Below are 20,405 nucleotides of genomic sequence, written 5' to 3'. Positions count from 1 at the left end.
GAGAATGACGTCAACTTGGCTTTTTTTACCTCATAATCTCTTAGGTGATTACCGCTGTTTGGTTTCAAACTCTGGGTGAATCCAAACGAGTGCATCAAGGTTTGGTAGCGCTGCTTTGCCAAGAATCATGTCGGCGGCTTTTTCGGCCACCATGATAGTGGGTGCGTTCAAGTTGCCGTTGGTGATGGTCGGGAAGATTGACGAATCCACCACGCGTAGATTTTGCAAACCACGCACTTGGCATTGTTCGTTCAGCACGGCCATTGGGTCGTTGTCGTCGCCCATCTTACACGTACAAGATGGATGATACGCACTTTCTACGTTCTGTTTTACCCACTGGTCGATCTCAGCGTCGCTCTGAATGTGCATCCCCGGTTGGATTTCATCGCCACGGTAATCGTCTAGCGCAGATTGTTGCAGCACTTCGCGGGTTAGGCGAATCGTGTCGCGCCAGTCTTGCTTGTCTTGTTCGGTGGAAATGTAGTTAAACAAGATGCGAGGTTTGGCTGCTGGATCAGACGATTCAATCCACAATTTGCCCCGGCTTTCTGGTTTGTTCGGGCCAACGTGTACTTGGAAACCATGGCCTTCTACCGCTGCTCGGCCGTCGTAACGCATGGCCGCAGGCAAGAAGTGGTATTGAATGTTTGGCCATTTTAGCCCCGCACGAGAGCGAATAAAACCACAGGATTCAAAGTGGTTGGTCGCGCCGAGCCCTGTTTTAAACAGCATCCAGCGTGTACCGATCAAGCCTTTGCTGATCAAGCCAAGTTTGCTGTTGAGCGTCACGGGCTTTTTGCAGTAGTACTGGAAGTAGACTTCTAAATGGTCTTGCAGGTTTTCACCGACACCAGGCAGTTCGTGAACCAGAGGAACGCCGGCTTTTTCCAAGACGTCTTTTGGACCGACACCAGACAGTTGCAACAACTGTGGTGAACCAACGGAACCTGCCGACAGAATCACTTCTTTACTAGCAGTGGCTTGTTGAGTTTGGCCGTTTTTACTGAACTCAATACCCGTCGCGACTTTGCCGTCAAATAAAACTTTATGGCTAAGCACGCCCGTTTTTACCGTTAGGTTAGGGCGCGTCATGGCACGACGTAAATAGGCGTTGGAGGTCGAAGCTCGCACGCCATTTTTTACCGTCATGTGCATTGGGCCAAAGCCTTCTTGACGGTAGCCATTATAGTCGTCGGTTTTGCCGTAACCGGCTTCCTCGCCTGCATCGATAAAGGCTTGGTAAAGCGGGTTGTAGGTCATGTCGTTGCCGTTGTTGGTCGACAATGGCCCCTCGCCGCCACGGTATAAATCCGCACCACCTTTCCACGTCTCGGCTTTTTTGAAATAGGGCAGGCAAGTTTGGTAGTTCCAGCCTTTGGCGCCGTTTTCTTCCCATTGGTCGAAATCACAAGCGTGACCACGAACATACACCATGCCGTTAATGGACGATGAACCGCCTAATACTTTGCCTCGTGGACAATGCATTTCACGGCCATCAAGACCCGGCTCTTTGTCTGTGTGGAATTGCCACGCGTATTTTGTCGTGTTCATTGGGTAAGACAAGGCGGTTGGCATTTGGATAAAGACGCTCTTATCTGAGCCGCCCATTTCCAATAGCAGCACCTTGTGTTCGCCGCTTTCTGTCAGTCTATCTGCTAGCACACACCCTGCGGAGCCAGCACCGACGATAATGTAATCGTACGTTTCGTTTGCCATACTTATCTCGTTGTAATTAGGGTCTAAGTAAGCGTCTCGCTTAGTAAGGGCTTTGAATGTCGTTTAGATCGACATAGACGCTCTTGTTTTGTGTGTAGTGGTATAAGGTTTCGATGCCGTTTTCACGGCCAATACCAGACTCTTTGTAGCCACCTACTGGCATTTCCGCAGGCGAAGCACCCCATGCGTTAATCCAACAAATGCCCGCTTGTAGCTGATTGATCACACGGTGAGCGCGGGCGAAATCTTTGGTGAAGACGCCAGCCGCTAAGCCAAGCTTGGTGTCGTTAGCGCGGGCGATTACTTCGTCTTCATCGGTGAAGCTCAGCACTGACATCACAGGTCCGAATATTTCATCGCGTACTTGTGGCATGTCATCAGTGCAATCGGTGAAGACGGTTGGAGCCACAAACGCGCCTTTGTCTAAGCCCTTTTCCGTGACTTGGTAACCGCCACACAACAAGGTCGCCCCAGCGTCTTTAGCGGCTTGAATATAGCCTAAGACTTTTTGCATATGGTCTTTGGAAATCAAGGCACCGACTTGCGTGTTCATGTCCATTGGGTCGCCAATGATCATGGCTTCGGTGCGAGCTTTTAGCTCTTTGGTAAAGGCGTCTAGCATATCAGCGTGAACAAAGACACGAGTACCGTTGGTGCACACTTCGCCTTGGGTGTAGAAGTTCGCCAACATGGCGGCAGACACAGCCTGATCCACTGGCATATCAGGGAAGATAATCATCGGAGACTTACCGCCCAATTCCATGGTGACTTGTTTCAACGATTGCGCTGAAGCGGCCATGACTTTTTTGCCTGTGCCGACTTCACCTGTGAAAGAAACCTTTGCAATATCAGGATGTGCGGTGATCATTTGGCCTGTACGACCGTCGCCCTGAATGACGTTGAAAACCCCATCGGGTAAGCCTGCTTGGGTAAAGATTTCAGCCAGTTTAAGCGCAGTAAGTGGCGTTTCTTCAGACGGTTTGAAGATCATTGCGTTACCAGCAGCCAGCGCAGGACCAGATTTCCACATGGCAATTTGAATAGGGTAGTTCCACGCGCCGATGCCAGCGCAAATACCCAGTGGCTCGCGGCGAGTGTAGAAGAAGTTGCCATTGCCAAGGTCTTGGTAATCCCCTTGGATCTTATCCGTTAGGCCCGCGTAATATTCAATAACATCCGCACCTGTTTGAATGTCCACGCAAATGGCTTCTTGTAAGGGTTTTCCTGTGTCTAGTACTTCAAGTCGGGCAAGCTCTTCGTTGTTTTCACGCAATAGCTCAGCGGCTTTTTTAAGAATACGTCCGCGCTCGACAGGGCTCATAGCGGCCCAGACTTTTTGGCCTTGTTTGGCAGATTCAACAGCAGCATCGAGTTCAGCTTGTCCTGCGTGCTCTACTGTTGCAATCACTTCGCCTGTGGCTGGGTTGATTGTCTCGAAGTGTTCACCGCTGGTGGATGCATGGTAGCGGCCATGAATGTATTGCTGCTGATGTGCCATGTTGTGCCTCTTTTTGTCTGTTTCAATGCTCTGTTTAGGATCATTGAAGTATTTGAATTTTTATTAAACGCGCGTTTAATAAAAACAATTGTACATATTTTGACTATAAATTGCAGCTTGAAACCATGAATTCGTGTTTTTAGGGCAAAAAAATGGCGTTTTAGAGCGATAGGAAAGAAAGGTCATGAGATGCCTCAGAATGAGCAAAACACGCGGCGAACGGTATTAGGTCTCGACTCAAATGTTGAGCCGAGACGGGCTTTTTAATCGTATTACGAAGGCGTAGGAAGGAGTTACAGGCGAATAACACCATTCGTATCAGGGCTTATTGGACTTGGAACATAGGCATCTGCCATGTCATCGTTGAGCCATTCGGTACCATCTAGCACATAACGAAATTGGTACGAGGTATCGACCTCCAAACTGATTGTCGACGCAAATACACCAGATTTCTGTTTTTTCATTGGATTGGCTTCGCTGTCCCAGTTGTTAAAATCACCAACAACAGCGACGCTTTTGGCCTCGCCAATCTTGTCGGCCGGTAGGGCAAATTTCACTTTGCATTCTGGTTTGGTTTTTAAGTAGGTTTTCTCAATCATTTCCAGCTCCATGGTCTAGTGATAGACAAAAAAAGTAAGGCTACTGCAAAAGCCTGAGTACAACGAAATGTGCTTTTGAAGCGAGCTTCTAGTGCAAATAGCAAGCAAAGCTTACGCCATATTTTATAACTAATTAATTTATAATAATAAAAGTCTCAATGAGCGTTTTCTGCTATCTGGTTAAAGCGTATTCCTAGCTTTAATCGTTCCCCAGTGCGCTATTCTGGGGCTTACGGCACTCATACACAATTGAAACGAAAATTCACAATATAAACGGATTTATGTCCTATAGTTAAATGACACCAACAAAAATAACGAGGTGTTGTGATGGACATTCAAATGGTCGTTCTTATTGCGTTAAGTGTGATGCTGGTCATTAAGATTATTTATCTGGTTGTCTTTAAACGCCCTGAACAAGAGGATGACCATTCTCATGGTCACCATTCTCATTCACGAGGGCATCACCACGATTCACGCTAGGGCATTCTAGGGTATTAAGCCTGAGTGCCGCTGTTGTGCCCTCGGTAACGTTTATTTTTCGCTTCTTTGACTGTATTTAGGTCTACTAGGACCAAACCGTCTACACAGTAGCCAAAGTCGGCATCGACGCCAAAGTCTAAGAAGCGAACCCCACCGGGTTCACAAAGTTCACTGTATTGCTTGAACAGCGTTGGTACGCTGGCGCCAAAGTGACTGAGCTGCTCTTTTAGTAGTCTAAAATCTTCTTCATAGTCCTGACCGCTGAAAATATCGGAAATAATGTCCGCATGTTCGGCGTTGACTTGGTAAGGCGTAAAAGAGCGTGCTAAGTGCTCTTTATCGGCAAAATACAGTTTGTAAAATGAGACAATAAAATCTTTTGCCACTTGCGGATAACTGTTGCTTAGACTCACAGGCCCAAACATGTAGCGTATTTCAGGGTGTTTATCCAAATAAGCACCAATGCCGTACCATAAATAATCCAGACTGCGTTTGCCCCAATATTTGGGTTGAATAAAACTGCGTCCTAATTCAATTCCCTGTTCGAAGTAAGGCTCCATATCGCAAGAGTATTGAAATAACTCGGCACTGTAGATGCGATTTGGTGTATCGGATTTCATGTAGCTTGCGACTTCACCAATACGGTATGCACCAACGATTTCCAGTTCTTCTTCATCCCATAAAATCAAATGGCGATAATATTGATCAAACTTATCCAGATCAGAACGCTCTCCTGTGCCTTCACCGACTTTACGAAAGGCAATCTCGCGCAAGCGCCCAATTTCTTTCATCGTCACTGACATAGGGTCGTAATCAAACAGATAAATTTGTTTGTTGTCCTTGGTACTGCCAAGGTGTTCTGCCAGTTTTAACTCTTGTTTGATCAGTTGTCGGTTTTGCGGGTGCTCGACGGTTTTTTCTGTTTTTAACAGCGGTTTTCTGCCTTTGGCAATACGGTACAAATGGCGTTTGACCAGTTTGTTTTTTTCTTTATCGCTTAACGGTAATTGTGCCAATTCTTGAATCGGAATGGCTTGACCAACTTGCATAGGAATTTTGCGATTGCGTTGACGAAACATTTCGTTAGCGAGCTGAATGGTCGACAGCGGGCGGTACAAAATAGAACTGGTATAGAACAGCATGGAATTACGTCCGCCAATGTGAACCGGTAACAATGGGCTGTTGGTTTTTTGCGCCAGTTTTAGATAGTTCTGATTCCATTGTTGATCTTTTACACCGCTTGGTGACATTCGCGACACTTCTCCGGCTGGGAAAATAATCACCGCTTCTTCATTGTGTAAGCAGCTCATGATGGCTTTAAGTTGCTGGCGTCCGGTTTTGCCACCTAGGTTATCGACTGGTAAGACCAGTTTTTTTAAACCATCAAAGCCCATCAATAAATCATTGGCGACGATTTTTACATCTGGGCGGATCTCACCAATTAATCGAAGTAACGCGAGACCATCTAAGGCACCAAGTGGGTGGTTGGCGATAATCATAACGCGGCCACTGGCGGGAATGTTGCGTCGATCAACTTGGCTCACTTGATAACTAAAGTTGAAGTGATCCAGTACACGATCAATAAATTCGAAGCCGACACAGCCGTGGTTTTTTTCCAGGAATTGATTGACTTCACTTTCGTGGAATAAGCGTTTTAACAGGCTTAACGTTGGGCGAGTGATAAGAGGGCTTTTGTCGAAAAACTGAGGCGATTTACTGGCAATCATTTGCTCAACTTGTATCACAGTCGTACTCCGCTCTAATAAGATTTCAGGTGTCATAGTAAGCAGGGTAGAGTGTCAATGTGACAAAGATGTGACGTTTGTGTGGCGAGTATGTGACCCGTTAACTAACGAGCAAGATTCGCTGTAGATGAAGTTTAATCACACTATTATTCTTATACTACTTCCGCATTACGCGAGGCAGCCAAGTGATAAGAGTCGAAATTGATGTGGTATTAGTTGACGGGAGTATTGTCTTCGTCTGTGCTTTCTTCAAATTTATAGAAGAAATTCCATAGGCAATATAGCGTTATACCAACCGCTACGGTTGCCCATATTGGTTCATTGGATACCCATTCAAGAATAGCCCAAGCACCACAGAATAATGTCACGGCCACTCGACGCCATTTTGGACGGAAAAAAGCGCGATCAGATTCAGTAAGCATAATTTTTCTCTATCTACGAGGTTGCATGGTTATTTTGAGTTGTATCTGTAAAGAATAAAGGCCAACTATTTTATAAGCCAACCTAATATGCGTTTAAAGGTAATTTTAAAACAGTGTTTATAAAGTGGGCGTATAAACGGAAATAGCGAGGGATCTTTACATTAAGTAAAGCATCCCTAAAGCTTATTGAGCTTTCGTTTTGCTGTTACCAAGAGAAATATGGCGCGATCCTGTTAACTGAGATTGCCCGCTAACCCCTGAATCGATTTTATCTATCTGTCCACCGCGCGCAAGAAACTCTTGCATTTGCTTTTCAATGGATTCCGAGGTTTCCGAAGCAGCCGGCTGTTTCTTTTTAGTTGCCATAATAAAGAGTCCTTGTTTATAGATTGAACAAGGACTATATCAGAATTTCATAAAATTTGCTTGTTATTGACTAACGTCTACAATCGTGTGCCTATCTTTGGTTGCGTTGAACTATCCTGTCATCAGTGAGAATGAGGATGGTAACGACGAACAATCGGATTTAACAGTCTTGTCAGCCAGCCTGTAAACTCAATCGGTGCGTCTAAAACCGTTAGACAGATGCATTCTGCGTCTTTTGTGACGATAGGTTTGTGTTTGTGACTCGCGTCACGGTTGATAAAGTCACCTTGACGATAAATACCGCTTTCATCCGAAAAAGCCCCTTCCAATACGAGAGTGATTTCGTCACCTGTATGGGTATGGGTTGGCATATGAGCGCCAGCTTTTACTCTGGTCAGAGCGATTTGTGCGCCGCCTTCTTCGTTGTAAAGCGTTGCTATCTTAAAAGAGGGTGATAGGCGCATCCACGTAAGATCATCATAGCTTTTGGTAATAAACTGGCGCAGGCTACGTGGAATGGCGTAATCATCCCATCTAATGCTTTTATCCTCTTGCGGCGACACCTTATGGTCCTCTTTTGGACTAGGCTGTTGCGCTAGATTTTTGAAGAAGCTGTCTTTTAGATTACTGAGCTGACGAGATTCTGTCTGTGCCTGATCGAAAAGATGTGAGCCGAGCATTTCCAGCTTTCTAATTTGCTGTTGGCATTCGGGGCAGCGTTCTAGATGTGTGGACACACACAAGGAATGCGCCAAAGGTAGTGAGCCAGCAGCGTAGTCTGTTAGTATTTCAATCGATGGATGGTAGTTTATCATCGATACTACCTCTTAACGTAAATAGTGAGTTTGTGCAAAGCAAGGCGAACCCGAGATTTTATCGTTCCAAGAGGAAGAGACAATTCTTCAGCGGCTTCCTTATGTGTTTTCCCTTCTAAGTAAACTTTTGACAAAACCTGTTTTTGATCAGGCGGTAATTTGTCTAAGCCTTGCTGAATACGTTCTTGATCTCTTTTTTGCTGTGCGTCTTTAAATGGATCGGCATTTTCGTCGATCACATGTTCCCAAAGATATTCCGGATCAATATCTGACTGATGTCGGCTGTTTCGACGTAAGTAATCGATACGAGCATTTCTCGCTAAGGTAAAGACCCAAGTATTAAGCGATGCCGATTCAGGTTTGTAAGTATGTGCTTTGTTCCAAATGCGTATCATGACTTCTTGCGCAATATCATCAGCCATTAAATTGGCGCCTGGCTGAGCGGCAAGACAGAACGATCTTACTTTTGGTACATAATGATCAAATAAACGGCCTAAAGCGGCTTGATCCCTATGTTGAGCGACGGCATAGATGTCCGTAACTCGTTGTTCGTCGTTGGGTAGTTGAATTGCGCGTTCCATTTATCGCTCCAAAAAGCAAAATTGTCATACGCTTAGTTTGCGCTGTATCAAATATACGCGGTATTTATTGGCGTGGATCACTTTTATTTACGTAAATAGTGTTTAATTTTCTATGGAAAGTGATCCAGAATGCATGACAGCGCGTTAAACAAGACATGGTGACACAAAAACATATCCCAATTAGGTAACTGCTAAGGTAAGTGACGAGTATGACGGACGCAAATATGGCTTCCAGTGCTTTGTTAATAGAGCGCTTCAAAATGTTTTATCAAGACGTTAAGCGTCCAAAGTTAGAAAAAATGGATGACGTCTACACAGAAGATGTGTTCTTTAAGGACCCTGTTCACGAGTTGCGCGGCGCTGAAACTCTGCATGCCTATTTGTCCGAAATGTGTGTCAATGTGCACAGTGGGCGTTTTGAATATTTGGATCAGCTCGTCTCTGAGAATGCAGCTTACATCAAATGGAATATGCATTTTAAACACCCCAAGTTGGGTAACAAAACGATTACCGTGCGAGGTATGAGCCAAGTGCAATTTAATGAGCGCATCTATTTTCATGAAGACGTGTATGACCTCGGTCAGTTAATTTATGAGCACGTGCCTTTGCTGGGTGCTGCCGTGAAAGGTCTAAAAAAACGCTTGGCAAAGTAGTTGGGGGAGAACAAGGAGCATGATAATGGACAAAGGCGTTGTGTGGATCACCGGAGCCAGTTCCGGTATTGGTTTTGCGTTAACAAAGCAGTACTTAGAGGCGGGATGGCAAGTGATAGCCAGTGCGAGAACGCAGGGCGAATTGGTTGCTTTGTCAGAGTCCTATGAAAATCTAACCTTTGTGGCTTTTGATATTTCCGATGACAGTCAGGTTCAAGCCGTAAGAGAAACCTTAATGCTACATACGGCGCATTTAGATTGTGCCATTCTAAATGCAGGAACCTGCGAATATCTTGATATGACAGATACCGATCCTGATTGGAAAATGATGGATAGAATTATGTCGGTGAATTTTTTTGGTTTGGTAAACAGTGTGGATGTTTGTTTGCCTTTGCTGAAAAAATCTTCACACCCGCACTTAGTTGGAGTAAGTTCACAAGCGGTGCAGGCGGCTTTCCCACAAGCGGAAGCCTATGGCGCGAGCAAAGCGGCTGTGCGTTACTTTCTATCTTCTTTGCGTATGGATTTAAAGCAATTCAATATCGATGTGACCTGTTTGTTGCCAGGCTTTGTTGATACCCCTCTGACGCAAAAAAATACCTTTTCCATGCCATTTTTAATGTCGTCTGATGACGCGGCGAAAAGAATGTTCAAGGCTCTAGCCTCTCGTCCTTTTGAATTTGCCTTTCCTAAGCGTTTATCCGCCATGCTATGGGCTGGACGGCACTTTCCAAAATTGTGGTTGTCTATGTTGGCACCGAAAAAAGATCGCAACGACTAATATCACTAGTGACAATAGGCTACTACATCAGCTTGGTGAGTGAATGATAAAACGTATTCTAAGGGGACAATGAGTGAAAATTGCCATAATTGGTTCAGGGATCTCTGGCTTGACCAGTGCTTATCTTCTACAGCAACAGCACGAAGTAACAGTATTTGAATCGGAAAATCGTATTGGTGGTCATACGGCAACCGTTGATGTAAAAGAAGCAGAACAGACTCGGGCAATTGATACCGGTTTTATTGTTTTTAATGATTGGACGTATCCGAATTTTATTCGGCTAATGGATGAGTTGGGTGTGGCATCGAAAGCGACAGAGATGAGTTTTAGTGTCAGTTGTCAGGACACGGGCCTCGAATACGGAGGCAACAATTTAAATACACTGTTTGCACAGCGTCGCAACTTATTGAACTTTTCTTTTATCGGCATGTTAAAAGATATTTTACGTTTCAATAAAGAAGCCATCCAAGACCTAGACAGCGGTGGATTAAAGGAAGGCGTGACGCTTGGAGAATATTTGCAGCAAAAGGGCTATGGTCGCCGCTTTGCTAGCCATTATTTGATTCCAATGGGCAGTGCGATTTGGTCATCGACCTTGGATGAAATGATGGCATTTCCGTTGGTGTTTTTCGTCCGCTTCTTTAAAAACCACGGTTTGTTAAGTGTGAATGATCGCCCGCAATGGCGAGTCATCGAAGGGGGATCATCGGCGTATTTACAGCCTCTAGTCGAAAAGTTTAAAGACCGTATTCGGCTTGGCGCGACGATCGACAAAGTGCATCGTTCTGAAACCAACGTGGTGATTCATTTTGCCGATGGTTCCACCCAAGAGTTCGATCAAGTCGTGTTTGCTTGTCATAGTGATCAGGCGTTGGCGTTATTGGCTGACCCTTCCAAAGAGGAACACGCGATTTTATCGGCATTGCCGTATCGCAACAACGATGTGGTACTTCATACCGATACTAGGCTGTTGCCGAAGAAGAAGCTTGCTTGGTCTAGTTGGAATTACCATCTTGGAAAGGATCGAACTAGGCCTGCCACCCTAAGCTATAACATGAATATTCTGCAGCATTTTTCCAGTGATACCACCTATGTGGTGACCTTGAACCAAACAGACATGATTGCGGAAGACAAAATCGTGGGGCGTTTCCAGTATTCTCATCCCACCTTTACCTTGGCGGGTATTAACGCTCAGGATCGTTGGTCAGAAATTAATGGGGTAAACAAAACGTGGTTTTGTGGGGCTTATTGGCGTAACGGTTTCCATGAAGATGGTTGTTGGAGTGGCGTTCGTGTGGCTAATGGATTGGGAATCACATGGTAGATTTTCTGCCTAAGCACAGCGCTGTCTATCATGGCACTGTGCGCCATCGTCGTTTTTACCGCGTACTCATGCGTTTCGTTATCGCGTCTTTATGATGTACTTCGATTTGGATGAGTTAAATGATGTGTTGGCGATGAGTCCCTGGTGGTCAGTTAAATCTTGGTCTTTAGCTCGATTTGCTCGACAAGATTACTTTGGGGATTCGTCGGTTTCCATTAAACAGGCGGTGCTGTCTGAAGTGAATGAGCGTTTGGGGTTGGATTTATCAGGTCCGGTACGCATGTTAACCAATTGCCGATATTTTGGTTTCATCATTAATCCCATCACTATTTATTACTGCTTCGACAAAAATGAGCAACTGCAAGCTATGCTGCTTGAAGTAACGAACACGCCTTGGCGGGAAAAAATCCCTTATGTTTTAAAATGTGATCCGCTTCAGCCTATGCAGCGTATGCAATTTAACAAGGCAATGCATGTGTCGCCTTTTCATCCGATGGAACATTTTTATGATTGGCGAAGTAATGTTCCTCATAAGAAGCTAGCGGTGCATATGCAAAATAAAGAGTTAGTGGGGGAAAAGTGCGTGTTTGATGCCACCTTATCGCTGACTCGAATGTCGTTAACGTCTTCTACTATGGCGAGGGTGCTGTTTCGTTATCCTGTCATGACAATGCAAGTGGCCTTTGGCATTTATTGGCAAGCTCTAAAGTTATGGATAAAAAAGGTGCCTTTTTATTCGCATCCGAACTCATCGTCTACCAAGATCAAATAGGGTAGAAATATTGCATTTAGGAGATTAATAACTATGAACTCCGTTAGTATGGAAAATCAGAAAGTGAAAAATAACACAACAACTTGGTTCGATACGCTAGCACGCAAGATGGTGTTTGCGATGTTAGGAAAATTGGAAATTGGCCATCTTACACTAGATGAGAATGGCAAAACCTATACCTTCGGAGAAGCCAAGGAAAGTACTCGCTATATTGCGCATATCCAAGTTCATGACATTCATGCTTACCGTGACGTATTTCTAAACAGCAGCATCGGTGCTGGCGAAGCTTATATGAAGGGCTGGTGGTCTTCTTCGGATGTGGTGGCAGTGATTCGTTTGATGGTGGCCAATCTTAGTTTGATTAATAAAATGGACGCTAAACGTCCTATATGGAGCCGTATTGGAGCAAAAATCGTTCATAAATTGAATGCCAATACGAAGAAAGGGTCGAAAGATAATATTTCCGCTCACTATGACCTAGGTAATGATTTTTTCTCCTTATTTTTAGATCCTACTATGATGTATTCCTCGGCGGTTTACCCACAGCTAGACTCTTCTTTAGAGGAGGCATCGGTAAACAAACTGGATCGTATTTGCCAAAAGCTTCAATTAAGCAAAGATGATCACCTATTAGAAATCGGCACAGGTTGGGGGGGCATGGCGATTCACGCCGCTAAGAATTATGGCTGTCGAGTAACCACTACCACAATTTCCAAAGAACAGTATGAGTTTGCTAAGGCGCGAGTGGAAGCCGAAGGGTTGCAAGACAAGATTACCTTGTTGCTTGAAGATTACCGTGATTTGCAAGGCCAATACGATAAGCTTGTTTCTATTGAAATGATTGAAGCGGTGGGCCACGAATACTATGACAGCTATTTTTCCAAGTGTAGTGAGCTGTTAAAACCCCATGGTGTGATGGTGATTCAAGCCATTACCATTGCGGATCAACGTTACGATTACGCACGTCGTTCAGTGGATTTTATCCAACGTTACATCTTCCCAGGTGGTTGTTTGCCATCCAATCAGGTGATTGCTCATAAAATAGCATCGAAAACTGACATGCAAATTGTGGGACTGGAGGACATTACAGAGCATTATGCCAAAACGTTAGCGGATTGGCGCACACGCTTCCATGCCGCTCGTCATGAAGTGACGAACATGGGATTTGACGACGTGTTTTGCCGTATGTGGGACTTTTATTTGGCTTATTGCGAAGGTGGCTTCAAAGAAAGGGCCATTAGCACAGGACAGTTTGTCTTTGCCAAACCCGATCATCGTTTGTCTATTGAGACGAATTAAAGGGAGCATATGGCATGAAATCCTTGTTGAATGCCATTTTATTTCAAGCGGTTTGGTTTATTTGTTTATTAGCGGGAGATCTTTGGGCTCTCGTTGTAACGGCTTCGTATCTGTTTTTGCATGATCGTTATTTTATGCGCACCCGAAGAGAATGGCGTTTATTTTTAGCTTTCCTAACATTAGGTGTCATCGTTGATGGCACCTTGTTTCACGTTGGTGTGTTCTCTTTTTCAGCCGATAATCTAGACACAATAAGCTTGCCACCCGTTTGGTTACTGTGTCTTTGGGTGAGTGTTGCGACCTTGTTTGCCCATAGTCTATCTTTTCTTCGTTCTCGGTATCTGTTGGGTGCGTTAATGGGTGCTATTGGGCCAACATTGAGTTATTTTGCTGGTGCAAAGCTGTCAGGTATTAGCTTAGCAGAGCCTATTGGACAGACTTTATTGATCGTAGCGATTATTTGGTCGTTGGTGATACCGCTGGGGATCTGGCTGAGTGAGAAATGGGCATTGTTTGATGCGTAAAGGTTCTCGTATTTGCTTCTGTATTAGCGTTAGGTTTATCAGATATGAGTCTCACTTGGTGGTCAATAAGCGTATTGCGTAATCTAAAATGTAAGGGTGAGAAATGAAGCTATCTTTTGTGTGTTTACCGCAGAAGCGGTCCTTTGTGACATTGTTTTTTTCTTTATTATTGAGTGCCTACAGTTTGGCTGATACGCCAGTTTCTAGCGATGCCGCCTTTTCAAAAATAGTAGGCAGTGCCTACAGTTTGAAAAACGGTGCTTTATTGTATCGAGAAACGCATCAGATGCTCGATGACAAGAGCCATAAGGTGGAATATTCAGAGCCAGATGGCCGTGTGTTTGCGAATAAAACCCTCGATTTTTCTCAGTCGCGAATTACCCCAAGCTTTTCACAGGTTAATGAGCGTAACGGTGAAACAATAGACGTGAAACAAGCGAACAACCGCTTGGAAGTAAACTATGTAGAAAACCGAACAGCACAGCCAGAAGTCGGCTCGATCCCATTGGTGGCGGGTATTGTGGTAGATGCCGGTTTTGATGGTTTTGTTAAACAGTACTGGGATACCTTAAAAACAGGTAAACAGATGGACATCGAATATTTGGTGCCCAGCCAGCAAACCACGTTTTCTTTTCGCGTCGCTAAAGCCGAGTGTCTTGATGGAACACAGGATGGGGCGATGTGTTTCGCTTTGTCTCCCATCTCTTGGTTTGTCAAAATGGCGGTAGATCCGATAGTAGTAGCTTATGATCCTTTAGATAAGCGCTTATTGCGTTTCACTGGACGCGCCAATATTTGCGATGAAAACGGCAAATATCAGAGCGTGGATATTCAGTACCATTATTTTTAACACATCACGGCGTCGTTCTTTTATTCTGGCGATAGCAGTGCATATTCTAAGGAAATGACTATGAAAAACGTATGGTGTTCTGTCACAAGTAAAATGATGGTGGTGATACTGAGCATGTTGTTATTAACGGCTTGCTCTACCCCAGATGTATCTTTGTACGCTAAAAATGAGCCTAAGTTTGAGTTACAAACATTTTTTTCGGGACCTTTAACCGCGCATGGTATTTTGAAAAACCGCAGTGGTGAAGTGATTCGTTATTTTAATGCCACTCTAGAAGGAAGTTGGGAGAACGGCGTTGGGACGTTGGCTGAAGTGTTTGTGTTTGATGATGGTGAAGTCCAAAATCGTACTTGGACCATGACGCCGAATGCTCAAGGCCAGTATACGGCAACAGCGAATGATGTGATTGGTTCTGGTGATGTAAAAATAGCAGGAAATGCATTGTTTATGAATTATGTTTTACAGGTGCAATACGACGGAGACTTAATAGAAGTCAATGTGGATGATCGTATGTATATGGTCAAAGACGGCGTTGTAATCAATGAATCTGTGATGACAAAATTTGGTGTCGAAGTCGGGTATCTCTCAATTGTGATTGAAAAAAAATCTGACTAATCTAAGGCAGCTATGCCCACCTGATGTCATAAAGTGAATAATGCTTAAGACGCTTTATTACTGGTTTTCATAGAGATACGCGGCAAATAGTTTATGTTATATGCTATATATAAAGGACTGCTTTTAAGCGGTCTTTTTTATAGGTGATGTTGTGTGTTCCTGTCACTATTTGCGTTCATCACGAACAGACGAAGCCTTTGCACATAATTGGAGTTTTATCTTGATGGTTCATAAATGGAGGAAAGTGGCGGTATGTTTGGCGATGTCAGGGCAATAGCGTTCATTGAAAAAAAGGTATTCTTTTTTTGCGGGTTATTCTCCATATTTCTCAGTTTTCTTCTCTTTTCCGCTGGGCTCTATGTTTTTTTGTTAAATGATTTAGACAAACGAACCAATATGGCAAAAAATGCTTTGTCAAAGCACATGGAAAGTATTTTTGCCGAGTTGCAACAAGTGGCGGATAACAGTGCTTTAGTTTGTGAAAAAGCAGACATAGACCGTTTGCGTCGTGCCACTTTCTACTCTCCTATTTTTAAAGAGTTTGGTCTTTTTAATGCCGACTTTAAGGTGTATTGCTCCAATCTTGGGGCCATCAATATCTCCATATATAAATCCATTGTGTCACGTATAGAAAACAGCGAAGACCGTAAAACGGTATCCTTAATGAATTCGAAGACATTGGGAGACGCTACTTTTTTTGCTTTTTACCAAAGACCAGATGGGGTAGGTGTAAATGCTTTGGCGCCACCAGATAGTATAGCGAGTAGCATCAATCAAATATTGTTGCCTGACTATGTTTATGAGTTAACCCTGGGCAAGCAAGTGCTGTTCTCCAATAGAAACCAAATTGTTTCAGACCTAATCGAAACTAAAAAAGTAACATTCGATGACTGGGCAATCGAATTAGAGGTGCTTTTAACAACCGATTTATACTGGAATCGTTTGCTTGCACTGCTCCCTTGGATTTTTATGTGTTGGGCGCTGCTGTCCATTATCCTCTGTACAGGCTATTTTACCTTTGCTTATTATCGACGGTCTTTAAGGCACTGTGTTAAACGCGCCATTAAAAATAATGCCATGGAGGTGTATTTTCAGCCCATTGTATCACTCAATGTTGACGGTCAGTATGAAATGGAAGCATTGATTCGATGGCACTCTGTTCATCATGGTCAAGTTTCTCCCCTTGTGATTGTTGATATGGCAGATCGACTTGGCCTAATTGATGAACTGACTTGGATGGTGATTCGTAAGGTCGGTGATTTTTATCGCGAATATCCCCTACCGTTAAGTGATATTAATATTTCAGTGAATGTAGATAGGCATAGTCTGCTTAAAGAAACTTTTGCGCCTAGTTTAGCCGGTATCCTTGATGAATACCCAGAGCTGAAAGGGCGGTTAGGGCTTGAGGTGACAGAAACCAGTGCTTTGAATGCCATTGACCTGCCTATTATGGTAAGCCGATTTGAGCATATTAAAGCGCTAGGCATTCATTTGTCTGTGGATGATTTTGGTACTGGTTATGCGGGATTGGATTTTTTGCGTCGTTTCCCATATGACACCTTAAAGTTGGACCAGATATTCATAGCGAGTCTAAAAGACGACCAGTTTACCCGTCAGATATTGACCTCGGTGACAAAGCTGGCAAAAGAGTTAAACATGAAGTTAGTTGCAGAGGGCGTTGAGCGTGAGGATCAGCTTAATGCGGTCAGAGAACTCGGGGTTGATAGAGTTCAAGGGTATTATTTCTGTCGGCCATTACCCAAAGAGCAGGTGATCGCTTGGATAGAAGAGCACGCTGCTCACATGCAGCAGGACAGCACAAGATTGTAATATTGTCTGGCATCTCTTACTCTCTACCGCTCATTTTTATGCGTAAGGTTGTATTCTATGGCGACGTTGGTTTTTCGGCTGAAATATGTTCCAGATGAAGAAGCGGATGATATTCGTCAATTATTAGCTGATCACGATATCGACTTTTATGAAACGTCTGCAGGGCGATGGCAAGTGTCCATGGCTGGGTTGTGGGTCAAGGATAAGGAACAAGCTGAAAAAGCGTTAGCACTTATACAAGAAGATCAAATGGCACGCGCCCAAACCATGCGACCCATTTCGGTTGGACAGTGGGTGTTAGGTTACCTTCAGCATGCGCGTCAAAGCCCTGCAGAAGCCTTTTTTACTTTGATTGCCATAATGTTAATTCTGGGCCTTTCTATTGTGCCTTTTACACTTTGGCTATAAGGACAATGCCACTCGCTTAAATGGCTTCGTTCAAAGGCTTTGTCAATAACGCGGCTTTACGTTGTACTCTTGCGCTGATTAATTGCACGTTAATGGCACTAACGATCACAATCAACATACCAAATAAGCTTAATAGGTCGGCATGGGAAGAGTGGATACTCTCGGTCCACCAACCAACAGCGACACAAAACTCTGTCAGTATGAAAGCCATAACAGGTGTTAAGGCAATCGAAGCACTGACTTGTACGGTTTGCCAGTAACGCATGGCTTGGGCAAATGCGCCGTATGCGATCAACGTATTTAGACAGCAAAAAGCCGCAATCCAGGCATCGTCTGCGGACATGTTTAATAGTTCGCTGGGCGATGAAAATGGCAGCATAACAAGCAAGGCATAAACATAAATTGCCAATAAAATGTTTGTCGGCGCGAGTCGTTTGAATAAAGATTTTTGCAGCAACGCATACAGAGACCACGCTGCTGCTGACAGTTGAACAATGGCGAATCCAACCCAAATAGAGCCTTGACCACCTTGTCCGAAAATAGGATGAAAGAACACCAACATACCTAATCCTATTGCCGCAAAGCACAACCATTGCTGCCAGTTTATGTTTTCTTTGAGGAAAAACAATCCACCCAACGCGAGGAATAGAGGAGCAATCTGAAAGCTTAATTGTGCCGAGCCTGGTAATAAAAAGTCTAAGCTCCAGGCAAAACTGGTGTAGTTAATAATTAAAAATGTACCTGCGGCAAAAAGCCGTAACCAGTCATTTTTAGATAAAAATTTGAATTCTCCCAGTTTGCCGCGTTGCCATTGCCATAAACCTAAAATAATACCTGCCACTGAAAAGCGTAGCCAAGTTAACGTAATCGGATCGGAAAAACTGCCAGACAGCTTCAGAGCAATAGGTAACATTCCCCAAAAGAGCACAGTAACAGAACTGAAAAAGAGGCCGTACAGAAAAGTCTGCTTAGCAGTGGGCATGGTGGTGGCCTTTAAGAAAGAAGAATCGTAAAGATCATATTGGCTTCCCTTGGGCATTAAAGCCAATGCATAATAGTTCTAATCATTATGCATAAATCGAGATTTACTTATGATTCCTAACTCACTACAACATTTGGACCTCAAATCCTTGACTGGGCTTCTATATTTACTAGAAGAGCGAAACGTTGGACGTGCTGCGAATCGTTTGTATTTGAGCCAATCCGCCATGAGTCGGTTACTGAATCGATTGCGTGATGCCTTTAATGACCCATTGTTTCTTCGTACCTCAAAAGGCATGGTGCCAACGTCAAAAGCATTAGCACTAGAAGCGCCTCTAAAGCTGCTCTTGGAGCAGATGGTCGGACTCGACTCCCCACCGGATTTTCAGCCTCAAAGCAGTAATCGAGTGTTTCGTTTACAAACCACCCACTATCAAGCACAAGCTTATGTACCTGCGATAGCAGAACGTTTTTACCAAGAAGCGCCATTTGCCTCGTTGGAAACGACCACCATTACGGAAACCAGTTTGATCAGTCAAACGGAGCATTCGGTTGATGTCGTCTTGTGCAGCGAATACATTGAGATTCCCAATACATACCGTAAGGTTTTGCTAGGGCATGAAAAGTTTCGTTGCATCATGTCGAATAATCACCCGCTCGCCAAACAAGAGCGTATTAGCTTGGATGAATACCTGAGCTTCCCTCATGTGCTGGTGAGCATGGGAGGAACTCGGCGAGCGGTGAGTGACCTAGTGTTAGGTGATCGAGCCCATGAACGACGCTTTGCCTTTCGTACGCCTTATTTTTTGTCGGCATTAGAAACGGTTGGGCGAACATCATTGTTGATCAGCACCAGTGGTTTGCTGGCCGATCGCTTCTGTGAACAATTCAACCTGACAATGAAACCTTTACCTGTTGCCTTTCCAGATTCCAAATACTTTGTAAGCTGGCCCAAAAGTATTGAGAAAGATCCTGCTGTAGAATGGTTTAGAACACTCATTGAAGACGTGGCAAAAAGTTTAATTCCGTATCCTGAGGCGTAACATTCTGAAGTGATGGCATATCAGCAGATTTAGTCCAAGTTAAGGAATTCGGTTATACTCGCATTTTGGTTTGAAATAATGGCATTATTGTGGTCTTAAAAAGCAAGAATACGAAGAGCAAACGCACCAACAAGTTAGAACTTCATCCTCGCAATCCGCATCGAGCACGCTATGACTTTGCGTTATTGGCTGACTCCTGTCCGGAACTTTCAAACTTCATACAACTGAATCAATACGGCAATGAGTCCGTCGATTTTGCTAATCCCAATGCGGTTAAAACCTTAAACCGCGCCTTGCTGAGTCATTTTTATGGTGTGGCGTTTTGGGACATTCCACCGGGCTATCTCTGTCCACCTATTCCAGGGCGGGCGGACTACATTCATTATCTGGCAGACCTACTGGCAGCCAGCAATAACGGGGTGATTCCACGAGGAAAAGCGATAAAAGTCTTGGATGTTGGTGTGGGCGCTAACTGCGTATATCCCATTATTGGTCACCAAGAATACGGTTGGCAGTTTGTTGGCTCAGACGTTAACCCTATTGCTGTGGCGACATGCGACACAATTGTGAAATCCAATGCGTGTTTAAAAGGCGCGATAGTGGTGCGTCTGCAGACGCAAGCTGACAAACTGTTTGACGGCGTGTGGAAAGAAAAAGACCGTTTTGATTTGACCTTATGCAACCCTCCTTTTCATACCAGTGAGTCGGCTATGGTGGATGAATCCCAGCGTAAATGGCGTGGTGTAAAAGGCAAAATGACGCCCCCAAAACCCGTGTTAAACTTTGGTGGCACGTCTGCAGAACTGTGGTGTGATGGCGGTGAAGCGGGGTTTGTCTCACGCATGATCGAAGAAAGTGTGCAATACGCAGACCGTTGCTTTTGGTTTACCTCTTTAGTCGCACGTCAGGCGAATTTAGAGACGATTTATCGGACCTTAAAACAGGTCGGTGCTCGTCAGGTGAAGACGATTGATATGGCGCAAGGTCAAAAAATCAGCCGATTTGTTGCTTGGAGTTTTCTGGGGGACGATCAAATCGACTATTGGAAAGACAATTATTGGCAAAGCTGATGCCAGTTAGACATGACAAACGTAGGTTTGCCA

Annotated in this window: 22 protein-coding genes; 13 read left to right on the top strand and 9 right to left on the bottom strand. The window is 44.3% G+C overall.

Going from position 1 to position 20,405, the window contains the following annotated elements; translation table 11 throughout:
- Positions 1–48: 48 nt before the first annotated feature.
- From betA to DK187_RS17915, 3 genes are all read right to left on the bottom strand, one after another.
- Positions 49–1,716 (bottom strand): choline dehydrogenase, encoded by a 1,668-nt coding sequence (betA, locus tag DK187_RS17925; RefSeq protein WP_111608697.1) that lies wholly within the window; start codon positions 1,714–1,716, stop codon positions 49–51.
- 40 nt (positions 1,717–1,756) lie between these two features.
- On the bottom strand, positions 1,757–3,214 hold the full coding sequence (betB, locus tag DK187_RS17920; protein ID WP_111608696.1) for a betaine-aldehyde dehydrogenase: 1,458 nt from the start codon (positions 3,212–3,214) through the stop codon (positions 1,757–1,759).
- Between the two features lie 293 nt (positions 3,215–3,507).
- Positions 3,508–3,813, bottom strand: a complete 306-nt coding sequence (locus DK187_RS17915) for an isoamylase early set domain-containing protein (RefSeq protein ID WP_111608695.1) — start codon at positions 3,811–3,813, stop codon at positions 3,508–3,510.
- Positions 3,814–4,140: 327 nt separating this feature from the next.
- Between DK187_RS17915 and DK187_RS21150 the strand changes: the two genes are divergently transcribed.
- The gene (locus tag DK187_RS21150) at positions 4,141–4,293 is read left to right on the top strand and encodes a hypothetical protein (RefSeq protein WP_157959187.1); all 153 of its coding nucleotides are present in this window, start codon (positions 4,141–4,143) and stop codon (positions 4,291–4,293) included.
- A gap of 14 nt (positions 4,294–4,307) precedes the next feature.
- Here DK187_RS21150 and olsF read toward each other — a convergent pair whose 3' ends face one another.
- From olsF to DK187_RS17890, 5 genes are all read right to left on the bottom strand, one after another.
- Entirely contained in the window at positions 4,308–6,038 is a 1,731-nt protein-coding gene (olsF, locus tag DK187_RS17910) for a bifunctional ornithine lipid synthase OlsF (protein WP_188322929.1), read from the bottom strand.
- A gap of 212 nt (positions 6,039–6,250) precedes the next feature.
- On the bottom strand, positions 6,251–6,460 hold the full coding sequence (locus tag DK187_RS17905; protein WP_111608694.1) for a hypothetical protein: 210 nt from the start codon (positions 6,458–6,460) through the stop codon (positions 6,251–6,253).
- A 183-nt stretch (positions 6,461–6,643) separates the two neighbouring features.
- Positions 6,644–6,826, bottom strand: a complete 183-nt coding sequence (locus tag DK187_RS17900) for a hypothetical protein (protein WP_024025667.1) — start codon at positions 6,824–6,826, stop codon at positions 6,644–6,646.
- Between the two features lie 122 nt (positions 6,827–6,948).
- The gene (locus tag DK187_RS17895; protein ID WP_111608693.1) at positions 6,949–7,641 is read right to left on the bottom strand and encodes a ChrR family anti-sigma-E factor; all 693 of its coding nucleotides are present in this window, start codon (positions 7,639–7,641) and stop codon (positions 6,949–6,951) included.
- Positions 7,642–7,646: 5 nt separating this feature from the next.
- Entirely contained in the window at positions 7,647–8,222 is a 576-nt protein-coding gene (locus tag DK187_RS17890; RefSeq protein ID WP_111608692.1) for a sigma-70 family RNA polymerase sigma factor, read from the bottom strand.
- A gap of 209 nt (positions 8,223–8,431) precedes the next feature.
- Between DK187_RS17890 and DK187_RS17885 the strand changes: the two genes are divergently transcribed.
- The 10 genes from DK187_RS17885 to DK187_RS17840 all read left to right on the top strand — a co-directional run bounded on the left by DK187_RS17885 (position 8,432) and on the right by DK187_RS17840 (position 17,278).
- Positions 8,432–8,875, top strand: a complete 444-nt coding sequence (locus tag DK187_RS17885) for a nuclear transport factor 2 family protein (RefSeq protein ID WP_111608691.1) — start codon at positions 8,432–8,434, stop codon at positions 8,873–8,875.
- Between the two features lie 25 nt (positions 8,876–8,900).
- Positions 8,901–9,656, top strand: a complete 756-nt coding sequence (locus tag DK187_RS17880) for an SDR family NAD(P)-dependent oxidoreductase (protein WP_223232252.1) — start codon at positions 8,901–8,903, stop codon at positions 9,654–9,656.
- 73 nt (positions 9,657–9,729) lie between these two features.
- Complete coding sequence (locus DK187_RS17875; RefSeq protein WP_111608689.1) at positions 9,730–10,980, top strand: NAD(P)/FAD-dependent oxidoreductase; 1,251 nt, start codon at positions 9,730–9,732, stop codon at positions 10,978–10,980.
- Between the two features lie 91 nt (positions 10,981–11,071).
- Positions 11,072–11,752 (top strand): DUF1365 domain-containing protein, encoded by a 681-nt coding sequence (locus DK187_RS17870; RefSeq protein ID WP_239494823.1) that lies wholly within the window; start codon positions 11,072–11,074, stop codon positions 11,750–11,752.
- Positions 11,753–11,785: 33 nt separating this feature from the next.
- Positions 11,786–13,051: an SAM-dependent methyltransferase gene (locus DK187_RS17865; RefSeq protein ID WP_111608688.1), complete on the top strand. Its 1,266-nt coding sequence runs from the start codon at positions 11,786–11,788 to the stop codon at positions 13,049–13,051.
- Between the two features lie 14 nt (positions 13,052–13,065).
- Complete coding sequence (locus DK187_RS17860) at positions 13,066–13,575, top strand: DUF2878 domain-containing protein (protein ID WP_111608687.1); 510 nt, start codon at positions 13,066–13,068, stop codon at positions 13,573–13,575.
- 103 nt (positions 13,576–13,678) lie between these two features.
- A complete protein-coding gene (locus DK187_RS17855) occupies positions 13,679–14,425 on the top strand; it encodes a hypothetical protein (protein ID WP_111608686.1) in 747 nt (248 codons plus the stop codon).
- Positions 14,426–14,485: 60 nt separating this feature from the next.
- Positions 14,486–15,040, top strand: coding sequence for a DUF3833 domain-containing protein (locus DK187_RS17850; protein ID WP_111608685.1), 555 nt, complete (start codon positions 14,486–14,488; stop codon positions 15,038–15,040).
- Positions 15,041–15,436: 396 nt separating this feature from the next.
- Complete coding sequence (locus DK187_RS17845) at positions 15,437–16,870, top strand: EAL domain-containing protein (RefSeq protein ID WP_223232251.1); 1,434 nt, start codon at positions 15,437–15,439, stop codon at positions 16,868–16,870.
- A 57-nt stretch (positions 16,871–16,927) separates the two neighbouring features.
- Positions 16,928–17,278 carry a DUF6164 family protein gene (locus DK187_RS17840; protein ID WP_111608684.1) on the top strand — a complete coding sequence of 117 codons (351 nt, stop codon included), beginning with the start codon at positions 16,928–16,930 and terminating at the stop codon, positions 17,276–17,278.
- A gap of 16 nt (positions 17,279–17,294) precedes the next feature.
- Here DK187_RS17840 and DK187_RS17835 read toward each other — a convergent pair whose 3' ends face one another.
- Positions 17,295–18,260, bottom strand: a complete 966-nt coding sequence (locus DK187_RS17835; RefSeq protein WP_111608683.1) for a DMT family transporter — start codon at positions 18,258–18,260, stop codon at positions 17,295–17,297.
- 148 nt (positions 18,261–18,408) lie between these two features.
- Between DK187_RS17835 and DK187_RS17830 the strand changes: the two genes are divergently transcribed.
- Both DK187_RS17830 and rlmF read left to right on the top strand, forming a co-directional pair.
- A complete protein-coding gene (locus tag DK187_RS17830) occupies positions 18,409–19,302 on the top strand; it encodes a LysR family transcriptional regulator (RefSeq protein WP_239494822.1) in 894 nt (297 codons plus the stop codon).
- A gap of 89 nt (positions 19,303–19,391) precedes the next feature.
- On the top strand, positions 19,392–20,372 hold the full coding sequence (rlmF, locus tag DK187_RS17825) for a 23S rRNA (adenine(1618)-N(6))-methyltransferase RlmF (RefSeq protein WP_111608681.1): 981 nt from the start codon (positions 19,392–19,394) through the stop codon (positions 20,370–20,372).
- Positions 20,373–20,405: the final 33 nt, after the last annotated feature.

This window comes from Marinomonas arctica (assembly GCF_003259225.1).
GTDB lineage: Bacteria > Pseudomonadota > Gammaproteobacteria > Pseudomonadales > Marinomonadaceae > Marinomonas > Marinomonas arctica.
This window is presented reverse-complemented; position numbering and strand designations above follow the sequence as displayed.

Coding starts and splice junctions, on each gene's coding strand:
- DK187_RS17835 (WP_111608683.1), bottom strand. CDS start 18,260: ATGCCCACTGCTAAGCAGACTTTTCTGTACGGCCTCTTTTTCAGTTCT.
- DK187_RS17890 (WP_111608692.1), bottom strand. CDS start 8,222: ATGGAACGCGCAATTCAACTACCCAACGACGAACAACGAGTTACGGAC.
- betB (WP_111608696.1), bottom strand. CDS start 3,214: ATGGCACATCAGCAGCAATACATTCATGGCCGCTACCATGCATCCACC.
- DK187_RS17855 (WP_111608686.1), top strand. CDS start 13,679: ATGAAGCTATCTTTTGTGTGTTTACCGCAGAAGCGGTCCTTTGTGACA.
- DK187_RS17840 (WP_111608684.1), top strand. CDS start 16,928: ATGGCGACGTTGGTTTTTCGGCTGAAATATGTTCCAGATGAAGAAGCG.
- DK187_RS17860 (WP_111608687.1), top strand. CDS start 13,066: ATGAAATCCTTGTTGAATGCCATTTTATTTCAAGCGGTTTGGTTTATT.
- DK187_RS17905 (WP_111608694.1), bottom strand. CDS start 6,460: ATGCTTACTGAATCTGATCGCGCTTTTTTCCGTCCAAAATGGCGTCGA.
- DK187_RS17885 (WP_111608691.1), top strand. CDS start 8,432: ATGACGGACGCAAATATGGCTTCCAGTGCTTTGTTAATAGAGCGCTTC.
- betA (WP_111608697.1), bottom strand. CDS start 1,716: ATGGCAAACGAAACGTACGATTACATTATCGTCGGTGCTGGCTCCGCA.
- DK187_RS17845 (WP_223232251.1), top strand. CDS start 15,437: ATGGCAAAAAATGCTTTGTCAAAGCACATGGAAAGTATTTTTGCCGAG.
- DK187_RS17915 (WP_111608695.1), bottom strand. CDS start 3,813: ATGATTGAGAAAACCTACTTAAAAACCAAACCAGAATGCAAAGTGAAA.
- DK187_RS17870 (WP_239494823.1), top strand. CDS start 11,072: ATGATGTACTTCGATTTGGATGAGTTAAATGATGTGTTGGCGATGAGT.
- DK187_RS17880 (WP_223232252.1), top strand. CDS start 8,901: ATGGACAAAGGCGTTGTGTGGATCACCGGAGCCAGTTCCGGTATTGGT.
- DK187_RS17895 (WP_111608693.1), bottom strand. CDS start 7,641: ATGATAAACTACCATCCATCGATTGAAATACTAACAGACTACGCTGCT.
- DK187_RS17900 (WP_024025667.1), bottom strand. CDS start 6,826: ATGGCAACTAAAAAGAAACAGCCGGCTGCTTCGGAAACCTCGGAATCC.
- DK187_RS17865 (WP_111608688.1), top strand. CDS start 11,786: ATGAACTCCGTTAGTATGGAAAATCAGAAAGTGAAAAATAACACAACA.
- DK187_RS21150 (WP_157959187.1), top strand. CDS start 4,141: ATGGACATTCAAATGGTCGTTCTTATTGCGTTAAGTGTGATGCTGGTC.
- DK187_RS17850 (WP_111608685.1), top strand. CDS start 14,486: ATGAAAAACGTATGGTGTTCTGTCACAAGTAAAATGATGGTGGTGATA.